The sequence below is a fragment of the Streptomyces sp. NBC_01439 genome, assembly GCF_036227605.1.
Classification (GTDB): domain Bacteria; phylum Actinomycetota; class Actinomycetes; order Streptomycetales; family Streptomycetaceae; genus Streptomyces.
Genome location: NZ_CP109487.1, coordinates 8,239,309 through 8,254,928, shown reverse-complemented (window position 1 = coordinate 8,254,928; position 15,620 = coordinate 8,239,309). Strand labels below are relative to the sequence as shown.

Annotated in this window: 6 protein-coding genes; all 6 read right to left on the bottom strand. The window is 73.6% G+C overall.

Going from position 1 to position 15,620, the window contains the following annotated elements; genetic code table 11:
- Positions 1-9 precede the first annotated feature (9 nt).
- The 6 genes from OG207_RS37500 to OG207_RS37475 all read right to left on the bottom strand — a co-directional run bounded on the left by OG207_RS37500 (position 10) and on the right by OG207_RS37475 (position 15,610).
- A complete protein-coding gene (locus OG207_RS37500) occupies positions 10-1,407 on the bottom strand; it encodes a condensation domain-containing protein (protein WP_329105147.1) in 1,398 nt (465 codons plus the stop codon).
- Positions 1,407-4,763, bottom strand: a complete 3,357-nt coding sequence (locus OG207_RS37495) for a non-ribosomal peptide synthetase (RefSeq protein ID WP_329105145.1) — start codon at positions 4,761-4,763, stop codon at positions 1,407-1,409. The genes OG207_RS37500 and OG207_RS37495 overlap by 1 nt, the downstream gene beginning before the upstream one ends.
- On the bottom strand, positions 4,756-8,838 hold the full coding sequence (locus tag OG207_RS37490; protein ID WP_329105143.1) for a non-ribosomal peptide synthetase: 4,083 nt from the start codon (positions 8,836-8,838) through the stop codon (positions 4,756-4,758). Before OG207_RS37490 ends, OG207_RS37495 begins: the two co-directional genes overlap by 8 nt.
- Before the next feature lie 265 nt (positions 8,839-9,103).
- On the bottom strand, positions 9,104-10,381 hold the full coding sequence (locus OG207_RS37485) for an MFS transporter (protein WP_329105141.1): 1,278 nt from the start codon (positions 10,379-10,381) through the stop codon (positions 9,104-9,106).
- 119 nt (positions 10,382-10,500) lie between these two features.
- Positions 10,501-11,532, bottom strand: a complete 1,032-nt coding sequence (locus OG207_RS37480) for a winged helix DNA-binding domain-containing protein (RefSeq protein ID WP_329105139.1) — start codon at positions 11,530-11,532, stop codon at positions 10,501-10,503.
- A gap of 139 nt (positions 11,533-11,671) precedes the next feature.
- A complete protein-coding gene (locus tag OG207_RS37475; protein ID WP_329105137.1) occupies positions 11,672-15,610 on the bottom strand; it encodes an amino acid adenylation domain-containing protein in 3,939 nt (1,312 codons plus the stop codon).
- Positions 15,611-15,620 lie beyond the last annotated feature (10 nt).

The window sequence follows — 15,620 nt, the reverse complement described above, 5'->3', positions numbered from 1 at the left end:
GGCAACTCCCTAGGTGGTGAGCGGGGATGCGGGCGCGGCGACGGCCCGGTCCAGCACGTCCTCGATTCCGGTGAGCAGCCCCCGCACGTCCTCGGGCGTGACTGCGTGGCGGTTGTACTCGGCGGTGCCGCCGATCTCGCCGTCGCGTTCCACGAGGCCGATGCAGGCGAGCGCGGCGGCCGGGTCGGGACTGTAGAGCTCCAGGTGCCGGGCGGGCGGCCCGGGCAGCTGGCCGACCTCGATGCCCGGCAGGTCCAGGGGGACCGACGGGTAGTTGTGGAGGGCGAACAGGACGTTGTACGGCGGGGGCGTCCCGTCGCCGAACAGGACGTCCACGGGCAGTCGTTGGTGGGCGAGCGCCTCGGCGACGGCGGCCCGGGTGCGGTGCAGCAGTTCCCGGAAGGCGGGGCCGCCCGCGAGGTCGATCCGGATCGGCACGACGGTGGTGAACTGCCCGACGGCGCCTTCGAGCGGTCCGGCGAAGCGGCCGGCCGCCGGGGTGCCGATCACCACGGAGGTACGGCCCTCCCTGCGGGCCAGTACGACGGCCAGCGCGGCGAGGAGGGTCATGAACGGGGTGGCTCCCTCGGCCCCGCCCAGCTCCAGCCCGGCGCGGGCCGGCCCGCGAGCGAGCCGTACGGGCAAGTGGCCGCGTTCGAATCCGCCGGGCGCCCGGGGGGCGGGCGGGTCGGCGGCGAAGGCCGCCCGGCGGCGGGCGAGTTCGGCGGAGCCGTCGGGTCCGGCGAGCCACCGGTGCTGCCAGTCGGCGTAGTCGGGGAGCTGGAGGTCGGGCGGGGCGAGGCCCGTCGGGCCCTCGCGGTAGCCGGCGGCCAGGTCCGCGAGGAAGACCCCGGAGGACCAGCCGTCGAAGACCGCGAGGTGGGAGGCGAGGATCAGGACGTGCTCGTCGGCGGCGAGCCGCAACAGCCGGAAGGCGCTGGTGCGGCCGCTCTCCAGGTCGAGGACGGTGGAGGCGCTCTCGGTGCTCTGCAGGGCCACGCGGTCGGCGGCGGCCTGCGGGGTGAAACCCGAGAGGTCGGCCCGGGTGAGCCGCAGCACCGGTCCCTCGTCCACGTGCAGCCGGGGCTGGCCGCTGGTGGAGACGGTGAGCCGGGTGCGCAGTCCTTCATGGCGGCGCAGCACCCCGGTGAGGGCGGCCACGAGCCGCTCGGGGTCGAGCGGGCCGGTCAGCCGGAGCGCGTGCGAGCCGGTGGCGACGGCCGGGTGGGTGCGTTCGCGGCGCCACAGCCGGGACTGGAGCGCGGTGGGCGGGACCGGCCCCGCGCCGGAGCGCGGGACCGGGTGGGCGGGTACGGGCTGCCGGGCGGCCAGCATCAGGCGGGCGAGCTCGCGCTTCGCCTCGGGAAGCGCGGCGAGGGCTCCTTCGAACCCGGCCGGGTCGGCCATCAGGAACCGTCCGGCTGCTGGAGGGAGCCGAGGAGGGCGGCGGCCTCCTCGTCGCTCATGTTCTCGATCTGCTCGAAGACCGCGAGCAGCCGGTCCTGTTCGCCGGCTGCCTCGGCCTTGGCGGCGCGGACCAGTTCGGCGAGTCCGGCAACGGTCGGGCGGCCGAAGAAGTCGGCGAGGGCGATGTCGATGCCGAAGAGGGCGCGGACCCGGGAGACCACGATGGTGGCCTGCAGCGAGCTACCGCCCAGGGCGAAGAAGTCGCCCTCCACGTCCGGGTTCTGCCATTCGAGCAGCGGGGTGAGGATGTCCCGGCAGATCTGCTCCTCGACGGCGTCGCGCGGCGCGGTGCCGCCCTCGCCCGACTGCTCGGTGGGCAGGGGCAGGGCGGCGGTGTCGACCTTGCCGTGCGGGGTGAGGGGCAGTTCGTCCAGGACGACGACGACCGGGACCATGTAGCCGGGCAGTCGGCCGGCCGCGTAGGCGCGCAGGCCTTCGGCGTCGGCGACCTCGGAGGCGTAGGAGCCCACCTGTTCGACGGTGACGTAGGCGGCCAGCATGCGCTCGCCGCCCGCGGCGGGCTGGGCCACCACGACGGCCTGCTGCACCGAGGGGTGACCGGTGAGCACGGACTCGACCTCGCCGGGCTCGATGCGGTGGCCGCGCACCTTGAGCTGGCGGTCGGTGCGCCCGAGGAAGTCCAGGTTGCCGCCGGGCAGCCAGCGGACCAGGTCGCCGGTGCGGTAGAGGCGGGCCGTCTCGGGGCCGTCCGCGTAGGGGTTGTCGGCGAAGCGGTCGGCGGTGAGGTCGGGGCGGCCCAGGTAGCCGCGGGCGATGCCGGGGCCGGAGACGCAGAGTTCGCCGGGTACGCCGGGCGGGACCGGGCGCAGCCGCTCGTCGAGGACGAACGCCTGGTGGCCGGGCATGGGGCGGCCGATCGGCGGGTTGCGGTCGTAGCTCCCGGTGCAGTCCATGAGCGTGACGGCGACGGTCGCCTCGGTGGGGCCGTAGCCGTTGACGAACCTCCGCTCCCCCGCGGTCCATTCGGCGACGAGTCGGCCGGGGAAGGCCTCGCCGCCCACCGAGACCAGTCGCAGGTCGGGCAGGCCGGCCTGGTCGAGCAGCGGCAGGAGGGCGGGCGGGAGCTCCGCGACGGTGACCGCGTCCTCGCGCATCCGGGTCTGGAGCAGGGCCGGGTCGCGGCGCTCGTCGTCGGTGGCGATGACGAGCGAGCCGCCCGCCAGCAGGGTGGTGAAGATCTCGAAGACGGAGACGTCGAAGGTGAGCGGGGCGAACTGCAGGACGCGGTCCTCGGCCCGGATCTCGTAGGCCTTGGCGATGGTGCGGGAGAAGTGGGTGACCGAGCGGTGCTCGATCATGACCCCCTTGGGGGTGCCGCTGCTGCCCGAGGTGTAGAGCACGTAGGCCAGGTCGCCGGGGGTGGCGGTCGGCGCGAGGGAGGGGACCTCGCGGACGGGGGCCGCCGTTCCGGTGGTCACCAACTCCAGCGGTACGGGCAGCTGCGCGGCTTCGTCGACCAGGGCGTGCCGGGCCTTCGCGTCGGCCAGTACGGTACGGGTCCGCTCGGCCGGGGCGCTCTGGTCGACCGGGACGTAGTGGGCGCCCGCCTTGAGCACGCCGAGGACCGCGGCCACGGCGGCCGGGCCGCGGGAGACGCACACCGCGACGGGGTCGCCGTGGCGGACGCCGCGGTCGCGCAGCCGGTGGGCGATGGCCTCGGACCAGCGGTCGAGGGCGGCGTAGTCGAGCCGGGCGGAGCCGTGGCGGACGGCGACCGCGTCGGGGTGGATGGTGGCCCGCTCGCGGAACGCGCGGTCCAAGGTGGTGGTCCAGGCGGCTTCGTCGACGGGGCCGCCGCGGGACAGCTCGCGGGCGTGCCGGGAGGCGGCCGGCTCCTCGACCAGGCTGATGTCGCCGACCTGGAGGTCGGGGTTCTCGGCTACCTGCTCCAGGACCTGGCGGAAGGCGCCGAGCAGGGCGCTGGCCGTGCCGTGCCGGTAGAGGGAGGTGTTGTACTCGAGGGAGAGTTCCAGTCCGTCGTTCTCGCCGACGAGGAAGCTCATGTCGAACTTCGCTGCGCCGTCGTGCAGTTGGTCCATGGTGAACTCGAGGTCGGCGGCCTGCGCCCGGTGGGTGCCCCAGCGGCCCAGCGAGGTGAACTCGATCTGGAAGAGCGGGTGTCTCAACGGGTCGCGCACCGGGCGGACGGCCTCGACCACCTGCTCGAAGGGCAGCTCGCTGTTGGTGAAGGAGTCCATGACGGAGGACGCGGTGCGGGTGACCAGCTCGCGGAAGGTGAGCTGGTCGGTGACCTCGGTCCGCAAGGTGATCATCTGGACGAAGCAGCCGATGACCTGCTCCAGGTCGGGGTGCGGCCGGGAGGCGCTGGCCGTGCCGACGACGACGTCCTCGGTGCGGGTCCAGTGCCGCAGCAGCGCGTTGAAGGCGGCGAGCAGGGTGGTGAAGACGGTGGTGTTGCCCGCGTCGGCGAGCTCGGTGAGGCGGTCCAGCAGCTTCTGGTCCAGGGTCAGCTTCAGGCCGCGGCCGTCGCCTCGGGTCTCGGGGCCGCGCGGGTGGTCGGGGAGGACCTCGGTGGCGACGGCGCCGGCCAGGATCTGGCGCCACTTGGTCGCGAGCGCCCGGCCGTGCTCGTCGTTCTCCAGCTTGGCCCGCTGCCAGGCCGCGAAGTCGGCGTACTCGACGGCGAGCCGGGGGGCCTCGGGGCGCTTGCCCGCGGCGGCCGCCGCGTAGCTGGTGGTCAGTTCCTCGGTGAAGATCCGGGTCGAGCCCGGGTCCCAGGCGATGTGGTGGACGACCCAGAGCAGGACGTGGCGCTCGGCGGCGAGCCGCACGAGGTGGGCGCGGACGGGCGGGCCGGCGGCGAGGTCGAAGGGGGCGGCGGCGCAGCTCGCGGTGAGCTCGGCGAGTTCGCGGTCCGCGTCCTCGCTGCCGGAGAGGTCGGTGCTCTGGACGCCGAGCACGAAGGAGGGGACGGGTTCCTGCCAGGGGACTCCGTCGATCTCGACGAGTTTGCTGTGCAACACCTGGTGGCGGGCGACGACGGCGTTGAGCGCCTCGTGCAGGGCGGCCCGGTCGAGGGGGCCGCCCAGGCCTATGGCCAGGGCTATGTTGTTGCGGGCCTTGCCGGCGCCGAGCTTGTCGACGAACCACATCTGCTCCTGCTGGAAGGAGGAGCGGGAGCGCGGTCCGTGGTCGGCGCGCTTCAGTTCGATGCGGCGGCCCACGCCGGCCGTCATCTGGTTGCGCATCCGTCCCAGCAGCCGGGAGCGCTGTCCCTGGGGCAGACGGCCGAGCCGTTCGGCGAGATCAGACATGGGTTCCTCCGTTGCGGTGCAGGTCGACGAGGAGAGCGGCGAGCCGGTCGGGCAGGTGCTTGGCGAAGTAGTGGCGGCCCCCGGGGATCACGGCGAGGCGTACGTCGGCCGCGTACCGGCCCCAGGTGCGGTAGCCGTTCTCGTAGCCCTCGGTCGCGTCGTCGGCGTCGCCGATGATGCAGGTGAGCGGGGTGGCGAGGGGTCGGTCGTAGCCGCCCGGGGTGCGGGCGAAGAAGCGGGCCGCCTCGGTCATGTCGTGGCGGACCATCCGCAGGACAGCGGTGAGGTCACGGTCGTCGAGAACGCCGTCGAAGCCGTCCATGGTGGTCAGGTACGCGACGAGGTCGTCGTCGCCGGAGACGCGTTCCATCTCCAGGGCGTACTCCGGGTCCTCCTCCGGGAGGGCCGCGGCGAGGTCCAGGGCGATCGGGCGCTGCCCCATGCGTTCCAGTACGTGGGTGGTCTCCAGTGCGGTGACCACCCCGGCGCAGTGGCCGTAGACCGCGTACGGTCCGCGCACGGTGCGGGCGATTTCCTGGGCTGCGAGTTCCGCGAACTCGGGGACCGGCAGCATCGGGCCGGGGCGCAGTGGGTCGTGTCCGGGCGGGGAGACCGCCAGGAGCTCGATGTGCGGCGGGAGCTGGGCCGCGAGGGGCTGGTAGGCGATGGCGTCGCCGCCGCCGTGCGGGAAGCAGACGAGGGTCAGCGCGGTGGTTCCGGCGGGGCGTTCGGGGGTGAGCCGGTGCAGCAGGCCGTGTGCCTGCGTTCCGGCTGCGCCGAGTTCGGTGGTGCGGGCGGCGAGCCCGGCCGGGGTCGGGTTGCTGAAGAGGTCGACCACGCGCAGGGCGGCGGATCCGCCGTCCGGTAGGGCGGCGGCGACGGCGCGGACCGCGCGCACGGCGGCGAAGGAGTCCCCGCCCAGGGCGAAGAAGTCGTCGTCGGGGGCGACCTCCGGTATCCCCAGCACCTCGGCCCAGACGGCGGCGATCCGCAGGGCGACCGGGTCCGCGTCCGCGGGCGCGGTGGTGGTCCGGTCGGGTGCGGGGGCGGCGGTGCGCGGGTCGGGCAGGGCGCCCCGGTCCACCTTGCCGTTGGGGCTCAGCGGCAGCCGCTCCAGCAGCACCAGTTCGGCGGGGACGCAGTGCGGGGGCAGGACGGCGGCGAGGGCGGTGCGCAAGGTGGTGGTGTCGAGGTCCGCGCCCTCCTCGGGGACCACGTAGCCGACGAGCCGGTCGGAGCCGGCGGTGCGGCGCGCGGCGACGACGGCCTCGCGGACGCCCGGGCGCTCGCGCAGTGCGCCCTCGACCTCGCCGGGCTCGATGCGCAGTCCGTTGAGCTTGATCCGGAAGTCGGTGCGGCCGAGGAGTTCGATGGTGCCGTCGGCGCCGTAGCGGGCCAGGTCGCCGGTGCGGTAGAGGCGTTCGGTGCGGCCGGGTGCCAGCTCGACGTGGACGAACTTCTCCTCGGTGAGCTCGGGCCGGTTCAGGTAGCCGCGGGCCAGTCCGACGCCGCCCAGGTGGAGTTCACCGGGGACGCCGACAGGGACGAGGCGGTCCTTCGGGTCGAGGACGTAGGCGAGCTGGTTGGCCATGGGCCGCCCGTACGGGAGCTTCGTCCACTCGGGATCGACCCGGCCGACGGGGAACTCCACCGAGTGGATGGAGGCTTCGGTCGCCCCGCCGAGTGCCGCGAAGGACAGCTCCGGCGCGAAGGCGCGGATCCGGTCGGGCTGGGTGACGGGGATCCAGTCGCCGCCGAGGAACGCGGTGCGCAGCTTGGGAAGTCGGGGGCCGCCCGCGTGTTCGAGCTGGTCGACGAGGAGGCCGAGGAGGGCGGGGGCGGAGTTCCACACGGTGACGCCGTGCCGCTCGACGAGGTCGGCCCAGTGCGCCGGATCCTTGGCGGCGGCCGGGTCGGGCAGGACGAGCGTGCCGCCCGCGGCCAGGATGCCGAGGGTTTCGTAGACGCTCATGTCGAAGCTGGGCGAGGACAGGGCGAGGACCGAGTCGCCGGGCCCGATGCCGTACGAGCGGTTCAGGTCGAGGATGTTGTTGACGACGCCCCGGTGTTCCAGGGCGATGCCCTTGGGGGTGCCGGTGGAACCCGAGGTAAAGATGACGTAGGCCAGGTCCCGGGAGGTGACGGGCACGTCCGGGCGGGTCGCGGGCAGCGCGGCGAGCGCGGCCCGGTCGGTGTCGAGCAGGACCTGCGCGGTGCCGGCGGGGACGGGCAGCCGTCCGATCAGCTCCGCGTCGGACACGACGATGGGCGGCGCGGAGTCCCGCAGCAGCAGGGCCAGGCGCTCGGCCGGGTAGTCCGGGTCGAGGGGGACGTAGGCCCCACCGGCCTTGAGGACGGCGAGGATCGCGGTGACCAGGGCGGGGCCGCGGCGCAGGCACAGGGCCACGGTCCGGTCGGGGCCCGCGCCGGCTTCGACGAGCCGGTGCGCGAGCCGGTTGGCGCGCTCCTCCAGCTCCCGGTAGGTGACGTTCCAGCCACCGAGCCCGCCCAGGACCACGGCGGGCGCGTCGGGCCGCCGGTCGGCGTGCTGCTCGAACAGCTCGTGCAGGCAGGCGTCCTGCGGGAAGGGGGCGCGGGTGGCGTTCCAGTCGTCCAGGGCGGCCCGGCGCTCGGCGTCGGTGAGCAGCGGCAGGGCGGACAGCGGGGCTTCGGGGCGGTCGAGCGCCCCTTCGAGGGTGGTGAGGAAGTGGCCGAGCAGCCGGTCCACGGTCGGGGCGTCGAACAGGGCGGTGGGGTACTCCACGAGGGCGCGGACCGCGGTGCCGGTGTCGTGGACGCTGATCATGAGGTCGTACTTGGTGGCGTGCGAGGAGAAGTCGATGGGCTCGGTGGCGAGGCCCGCGAGGCCCGGGGCGGTGTCCGGGGTCTCGTCGAGGAGGAACATCACGGAGGTGAGCGGCGGCCGGCTGGGGTCGCGGGGCAGCCCGAGGGCGTCGACGATCAGGTCGAAGGGCAGTTCCTGGTGCGCGTACGCCTGGAGGGTGGTGTGACGGGTGGCCCGGACCAGTTCGGCGAAGCCGGGGTCGCCACCGGTTCTGATGCGCAGCGGAAGGGTGTTGACGAAGAAGCCGATGAGCTCGCTGAAGGCCGGGTGGTCGCGGCCGGAGACGGAGGTGCCGACGACGATGTCCTCCTGGCCGGTCCAGCGGCGGAGGGTGGCGGCGAAGCCGGCCAGCATCGTCATGTAGAGGGTGGCGCCCTCGGACTTGCCGAACTCCCGCAGCCGGGCGATGAGCCGGGGCGGGAGGTCGATGTAGCGGGATGCGCCGGCGTGGCCGAAGACGGGCGGTCTGGGCCGGTCGGTGGGCAGGTCCACGGGGGTGGCGCCGCCCAGCTCCTCGCGCCAGAAGGAGGTGAGGCCCTCCAGCCGGTCCCCGCTGATGCGGCGGCGCTGCCAGCTGGCGAAGTCGGCGTACTGGAGGGCGAGCGGGGCCGCTGCCCCGGCGGGCGCCCCGGTGCGGGCGGCGTAGGCGCGCTCCAGTTCGGTGTAGAGGACCCGCATGGACCAGCCGTCGGTGACGATGTGGTGCAGGTTGAGGACCAGGACGTGGTCCTCGGGGCCGATCCGGCCGAGCCGGGCCCGCAACGGGACGGTGCCGGCCAGGTCGAAGGGGGCGCCCGCGTCGGCGTCGTAGAAGGACCGGGCCGCCTCCTCGTCGGGCAGTTCGGTGAGCGGCAGGGGCAGCCGGTAGCCGTCCACCACGCGGGGCAGCGCCTCGGTGGCGCCCTCCTGGTAGGTGTAGACGGTCCGCAGCACCTCATGGCGGTCGACGACGTCCTGGAGCGCCGCGTGCAGGGCGGGTACGTCGAGCGGGCCGCGGATGCGGGTGGCGACCGGCACGTTGTAGGCGGGGCTGCCGGGCTGGAGCTGGTCGATGAACCAGAGGCGACGCTGGGCGAAGGAGAGCACCGGCGGGTCTGCGGGGTCGCGGGGTGCCGGCTCAGGGTCCTCCCGTACGGCGGCGCGCCCGCCGGTGCGGCCCGTCAGGGCCTGGAACAGTGCCCGGCGGGACTTCGGCAGTGCGGCTATGCGTTCGGCGAGGGACTCGCTCACCTTGAGCCTCCGTGCGTCTTCGGGAGTCGGGAGAGGGATACGGCGAGGGGGGCGCCGCGGGTCGCGGCGCCGGGTGCGGACGTGCGGACGTGCGGACGTGCGGGTGGGTGCGTGCGGGCGTGCGGGCGTGCGGGCGTGCGGGCGTGCGGGCGTGCGGGCGGGTGCGTGCGGGCGTGCGGGCGGGTGCGTGCGGATGGGTGCGGGGCGCAGTGTGGAGTGGGTGCCGCAGGGCCGGCACCCACTCCACGCCCCTGGCGGGTGTCGATCAGGCGGTGATCCTGGTCTCGTCCGCGGCCGGAGATCCCTCCTCGGCGGTGTCGTCCCCGCCGGGCATTTCCTTGATCTTGGCGACCGGTCCGGTGAGCAGGGTCAGGCCGCCGATGATGGTGACGGCGCCGGCCACCGCGAGACCGCCGGTCAGGCCGATCGCTTCGCCGAGCGCGCCGCCGGCGAAGTAGCCCAGGGACAGGGCTCCATACACCGCGGAGAGCGCGGTGCCGCTGACCCGGCCCATCTGCTCGTTCGGGGTGACGCCCTGCACGAGGCTGAGGACGTGGATGTCGAACATCGGGGAGACGAAGCCGATGATGGCCTGGACCACGATCAGTCCGACGAAGCCGCCGACCGCGCCGCCCGTCGGCACCAGGATGTAGCCGGCGCCGAGCACGACCGCGGTGATGACGAGCAGGCGGCCCACCGAGAGGCTCTTGGAGACGACCTCGGAGAGCACCGCGCCGACGATGACGAAGACCGACATGACGGCGAAGGCCGCACCGACCTGGCCGGGGCTGAGGTTCAGCTCCTTGTAGGCGTAGACGATCAGGACGGCGTCGCCCATCGCGGCACCGAGGTTGACCACGACGTTGGCGGTGAACAGGCCGCGCAGGACCGGGTTGCCGAAGAGCGTCTTCATGCCCTCCTTCATCTCCGCCTTCGCGGAGGCCTTGCGGTCCTCGGTCCGCTCGCGCACGTCCCGGTGGCGGATGACCAGCAGGGCGATGAGCGAGATGAGGAAGGTGAACGCGTCGGCGGTGATGGCGCGTGCGGCGCCGAGCAGCTGGATGAGTGCGCCACCGGCGCCCGCGCCGACCGCCTCGGCGACGCTGCGGCTGATCTGGAGCTTGGTATTGCCTTCGATGAGGTTCTCGGTGCCGATGAGCTGGGGCAGCCAGGACTGGTACGAAACCTCGAAGAAGGTGGTGAGGCAGCCGGTGATGCCGGCCACGATGAAGAGGTGGGTCATGCTGACGGAGTCGAGCGCGAACGCCAGCGGAATCGTGCCCAGGGCCAGGAAGCGGCCCAGGTCGGCAACGATCATGACGGTGCGCCTCGACACCCGGTCGGCCACCAGCCCGGCGATCGGGGCGAGCAGCAGGAAGGGGAGGAAGCGCAGCGCGCCGAGCACGCCGACCTCCAAGGCTCCACCGCCCAGCACCACGACCGCGAGGGTCGGTAGCGCCAGGAGGGAGATCTTGTCGCCGAAGTTGCTGACGGTCTGCCCGAACCACAGGCGATTGAAATCGGAATGCCGACCGAGTGCCATGTCGACGCCCTTTTCTGATTGGGTACGGAATTGTCGGACGGCACTGACGCTATGGACCCCGGGTTAGACCCCGGTTATGAATTCCGGGACTATAGACCGCTTGTAGACATGCGATGAGTTCAGCTGGAGAACCGTGCGATGTCTGCGCTCTCGCGGGCAATCCCGGCCGCCACGGCGGGGGTGTGGGGCTCGGCCCCGGGGAAGGGTTCGACCGTCACCGGCACCCCGCGGCGGCCGCCCGACCACGTGCCCACGGCCAGGCCGTCGACCAGGACGGTGGCGCGGATCTGCCCGCCGCCGGGCCACACCCGGCGTTCGTGTGCGGCGGGCACGGACAGGTCCCGGCTGCGGTAGCCCACCAAGTAGTTGTCGTAGGCCGGGAGCAGGCGTACGTCGGGCTCGTCCGGGGCGGTCAACGGCTCGGGCCCGGTCTCCCGTACGGCGGTCCACGCGTTCTTGCCCGTGGTGGCCTTCAGTCCCGACCAGTGGACGAAGTCCAGGGCGTCGGAGGGTCCGTACGCGACGCGGTAGCGGCGCGCGAGTTCGCGTTCGGCGGCGGCCCCGGTGAAGGGCAGGGGTCCGGTGGCGGGCAGCCAGTCGTCGAGGAGGACGAAGGTGGCCTCGCCGTCCCGCTGCGGTCCGTGGCAGATGCGGCCGGTCAGGGCGGCCCGGCGGATCAGGTGGAAGGCGGACTGCCCCTTGGGCTCCACCCCGAGGGTGGTGAGCCGGTCGGTGAGCTGGGCCCGGGTCAACGGCCCCTCGCCGTCGATCGCTTCGGCGATGAGGCGCTCCGAGCGCGTGCACAGGGACTCGTCGAGGCCCAGCTCGCGCAGCCGCCGGGCGGCGAGCGCGAGGTAGACCGGGCCGAAGAGGGCCAACAGCCATCGTGCGTCGGCGGCCGGCACCAGTTGGAGGGTTCCGCGCATGAACCAGCCGCGGACGGCACTGCGTTCGGTGTCGGTGGCCCGGCGCACCGCCTCCCGGGTCAGCCCGCGGGCCCGCACCCGGAGCCCGAGCTCCGCCGCGGGCAGGTCCTGCGCCTGCACGGCCAGCACCCGGTCGAGGACTGCGGCGACCGATTCCTCCCGGACCTCGCCCCCGATCGCCTGTGCGCGCGCCCTGAGCAGTCGGTCGGTCGTACGTCGTTCCACGTTGTCCAGTCTTTCAGCCGTGCGGCCGTGGCCGCGTCTTCTCGTTGCGGGTGCGGCCGCTCCTGCTCGCCACGACGCCGAGGCCCTGCGCCGGGCGGCGTGGGCCGCCCGGCGCAGAGCCGGACCGGGCGTGCGGCCGTCAGCGCCTGCGGCGCAGCACCGCGTAGTAGCCGGGCAGCCGCAGGGCGTCGGAATCCGACCTGGGGTCGATCGCGTGCAGTTCTATCGCCTCGTCCTCGACGACCTCCCACCCGTCCGCACCGAACGCCTCGGCCAGTTCGGGCCGGGTGAAGCGGTGCGAGTGCCGGACACCGGCCGCCTCCAGCGGGCCGACCAGGTCCTCGGCACGGCCCCGCTTGCCGCCGACGAAGCCGAGGTAGCCGAAGGAGTTGCTGGAGTAGTCGGGCTCGTGCACGATCAGCGTGCCCTCGTCGCCCAGCAGCCGGTCGGCGACGGCGGCGAGCCGGGCCCGGGCCTCGCCGTCCAGGACGTGGAAGACACCGCGGACGAAGATGTTGTACGGCCCCTCCCCCAGGACGGCGGCCTGCTCGGCGTCGGTCATGTCGATCGCCAGGTAGTCGACGTTCGGCACGCCCTCGGCCTCGCGCTTGGCGTGGTCGATGGCGCTGACCGAGACGTCGACGCCGATGACCGAAGGGTAGTGCGGGGCGAGTTCGCGGCTGTAGCGGCCGTTGCCGCAGCCGAGGTCGATGACCGGTAGGTCGCCGCGGAAGTGCCGCTGCGCCTGGTCCAGCAGCCAGCGGAACTCCTCGCCGCTGTCGGCGTCCCAGATGACGTCGCCGCCGCGGCCGGTGCGCCGGATCCCGGCCCAGTACCGCTCCCAGGCGTCGCCGGTGTCGCGCTCCTCGGTCTTGCCCGGGGCGGCGCCCTCTTCGCCGGGCGGCGGGGAGTGGCGCTCCCAGGCCTCCTCCTCGGCGAGGGCGTCCAGCAGGGAGGTGAACTCCTCGAACATCGAGTCGATCAGTCCGTCCGGGTAGACGGCGGGCAGGAAGTCCCAGTTGAAGGTGAGGCCGTCGGGCTTTTCGAAGACCTGGAAGTCGAGGGAGACCTGCGGGGTCTGGGAGATGCCGTAGACCGGGGCGCCCAGCTCGGTCTCCTCGTACTGCGGCGGGTGGCCGGCCAGGCTGGTCATCACCACGGGCATGGCCGGGGCGAGGGAGCCGCGCAGCTTGGTCAGCTCGCGCAGCACCTGCACCCCGCTGAAGTAGCGGTGCTCCAGGTCGGCCCAGAGCCGGCGCTGGACGGCCCGGGCCCGTCCGGCGAAGGTGGACTCCGTCTGCTCGACGGCCAGCAGCAGGGTGGTCGTGGTGTCCGCGAGCAGCGAGTTGACCTGCGGGTGCAGCGGAAGGCGGTTGAACAGCGGGAAGTTGATGGTGAACCGGGCCTGCCCGGCGGCCCGGCCGAGGATCTCGGCGTAGGCGGCGGCCAGCACCCCGGAGGGGGTCACCTCGCGGGCGTGCGCGCGCTCCTGGATCCGGCTCCACCGCTCCGGGGCGACGACGTGGCTGCGGCGCTCGAAGCGGACCGGCAGCTCGGGGGCTTCGGCCGGCCGCGCGGGCAGTTCGGGGGCGGGCGGGAGGGTGGCGAGGCGGTCGCGCCAGTACCACTCGGAGCGGCGGTACAGCTCGCTGTCGCGCAGCGAGTTCCCGACGGCGAGGACGTAGTCGCGGAAGGTCAGCTCCAGCGGGGCGAGTTCGGCGCCGGGCTCCACGTAGTAGGTGACCAGGTCGGGGACGAGCACCTGGAAGTAGCTCCAGGCGTCGGCGACGAGGAAGTCCAGGCAGAGGTGGATCCGGGCCCGGCCGCCGCCGAGCAGGCTGATCCGCACGTCGAACAGCGGCCAGCCGTCCCCGTCGAGGACCTGGTGGGACAGCCGCTCGCGCAGGGCGGCCAGCTCGGCCCGCCGGGACCCCTCGTCCAGTCCGCCGAAGTCGGTGACGGGGATCTCGTAGGCCGGGACCTCCTCGAACACCTGCTGGGTGCCGTCGGGCAGGACCCGGGTGCGCAGGGCGTCGTGGCGTTCGACGAGCCGGCGCCAGGCGCCTTCGAGGCGCGGTACGTCGAGTTGCTCGCTCTCCCACTCGAAGTAGCCGTGGCAGCCGACGTTGCCCAGTTCCACGAGCCCGCCGCGGCCGATCCACAGCGCTTGCTGGCTCTCGGTGAGCGGGAAGGGATCGAAGCGGGCGGCGGGGTCGGGGACGATCGCGGGGAGTCCGCCGAAGGAGCCGCGGCCACCGGTGCGTTCGGTGGTGACGAGGGTGGCGAGCTCGGCGACGGTGGGGCAGGTGGAGAGGTCGGAGAGGCTGAGCTCGACGCCGTAGCGGCGGCGGATCTCGTCGATCAGCTGGAAGGCGAGCAGCGAGTGCCCGCCCAGCTCGAAGAAGTTGTCGTGGATGCCGACGCCGTCGGTGCGGAACGCCTCGGCCCACAGCCGGCTGAGCCCGTCCTCGACCTCGTTGCGGGGGGCCTCGTAGCCGGCGCCGACCGCGTCGCGACCCTCCGGGGGCTCGGGCAGGCTGCGCCGGTCGACCTTGCCGTTGGGCAGGCGCGGGAGGGAGGGGAGCACGACGACGGTGGCGGGGACCATGTAGTAGGGCAGGGTGCGGGCGACGTCGGCGCGCACGGCTGCGGAGTCCGGGTCGGCCGCGCCGGCCGGTGACACGTAGGCGATGAGCCGCTTGTCGCCGGGGCCCCGCTCCTGGGTGACGACGACGGCCTCGGCGATGTCGGCGAGGCGGGCGATGTGCGTCTCGACCTCGCCGAGCTCCACGCGGAAGCCGCGGATCTTCACCTGGGAATCGGACCGGCCGAGGAGTTCGACGGCGCCGTCCTCACGGCGGCGGGCGAGGTCGCCGGTGTCGTAGAGCACCGGGTGCGGGTCGTCGGGGAGGAAGTTGGGGTGGAACTTGGCGGCGGTGAGCTCGGGGCGGCCGTGGTAGCCGGCCGCGACCCCGGCACCGGAGACGTGCAGGCGGCCGACCTCGCCTTCGGGCACCGGGCTGCCGTCCTCGTCCAGGAGGTGGACGCGGAGGTTGGCGATGGGCACGCCGACCGGGACCTGCCGGGTGGCGCGGACCTCGTCGGAGGTGGCCTGGCTGGTGAAGTCGGTGCCGGCCCCGAGGTCGAGGCAGGACAGGACGTTGGTGGTCTCGGTGGTGCCGTAGGTCATCACGACCCGGAACGGGGTGTCGACGGGCGGCCAGCTGTGGACGCGCTCGGCGGTGGTCACCAGGATCCGCAGCGCGGTGTCCGCGGGCCAGTCCAGGCCCCAGGCGGGCTCGGCCAGGGCGGCCACCAGCATGGTGTGGGTGATCCCCTCGCCGACGAGCCAGTCGCGGATCTGCTCGGGGGTCTGCGCCTGCCCGGCCTCGGGGATGTGGATCGCCGCGCCGGCGGGCAGGTAGGCGAGCCACTCCATGATCTGGACGGCGAAGCCGGGGGTGGACATCCAGGAGGCGCGGTCGCCGGGCCGGACCCCGTAGGCGCGGGTGGTCCAGTGCACGAGGTTGGTGAGCGCACCGTGCCGTTCCAGGACGGCCTTGGGGGTGCCGGTGGAGCCGGAGGTGTAGATGAGGTGGCTGACGGTGTCGGGTCCGGTCACCACGGCGGGCGCGGTGTCCGGCAGGTCCTGTCCGGCCGTGGCGACCTCGGCCCGGGGGACGTCCTCGGGTATCCGGCGGCCGAGGTCGGCCGGGGTGAGGACGAGCAGCGGGGTGGCGTCGGCGATCATCGCCGCGAGCCGGTCGTCGGGGTTGACCGGGTCGAGGGCGACGATCGCGGCGCCCGTCTTGAGGATGGCGAGGGAACCGATGACGTACTCGGCGCTGCGCGGGTAGCACAGGCCCACGCGGGTGCCTTCGCCGGCTCCGCGGGCGATCAGGGCGTGCGCCAGCCGGTTGGTGGCGGCATCCAGCTCGGCGTAGGTCCAGGTGCGGTCGCCCTGTGCGAGGGCGGTGGCCCGGGGGGTGCGGGCGGCCTGTTCGGCGAGGAGCTGCGGATACCCGGTGGCGGGGAAGGCGGCGTCCGAACGGTTGAAGTCGACGAGTGCGGTGGTCACAGTGCGGGCC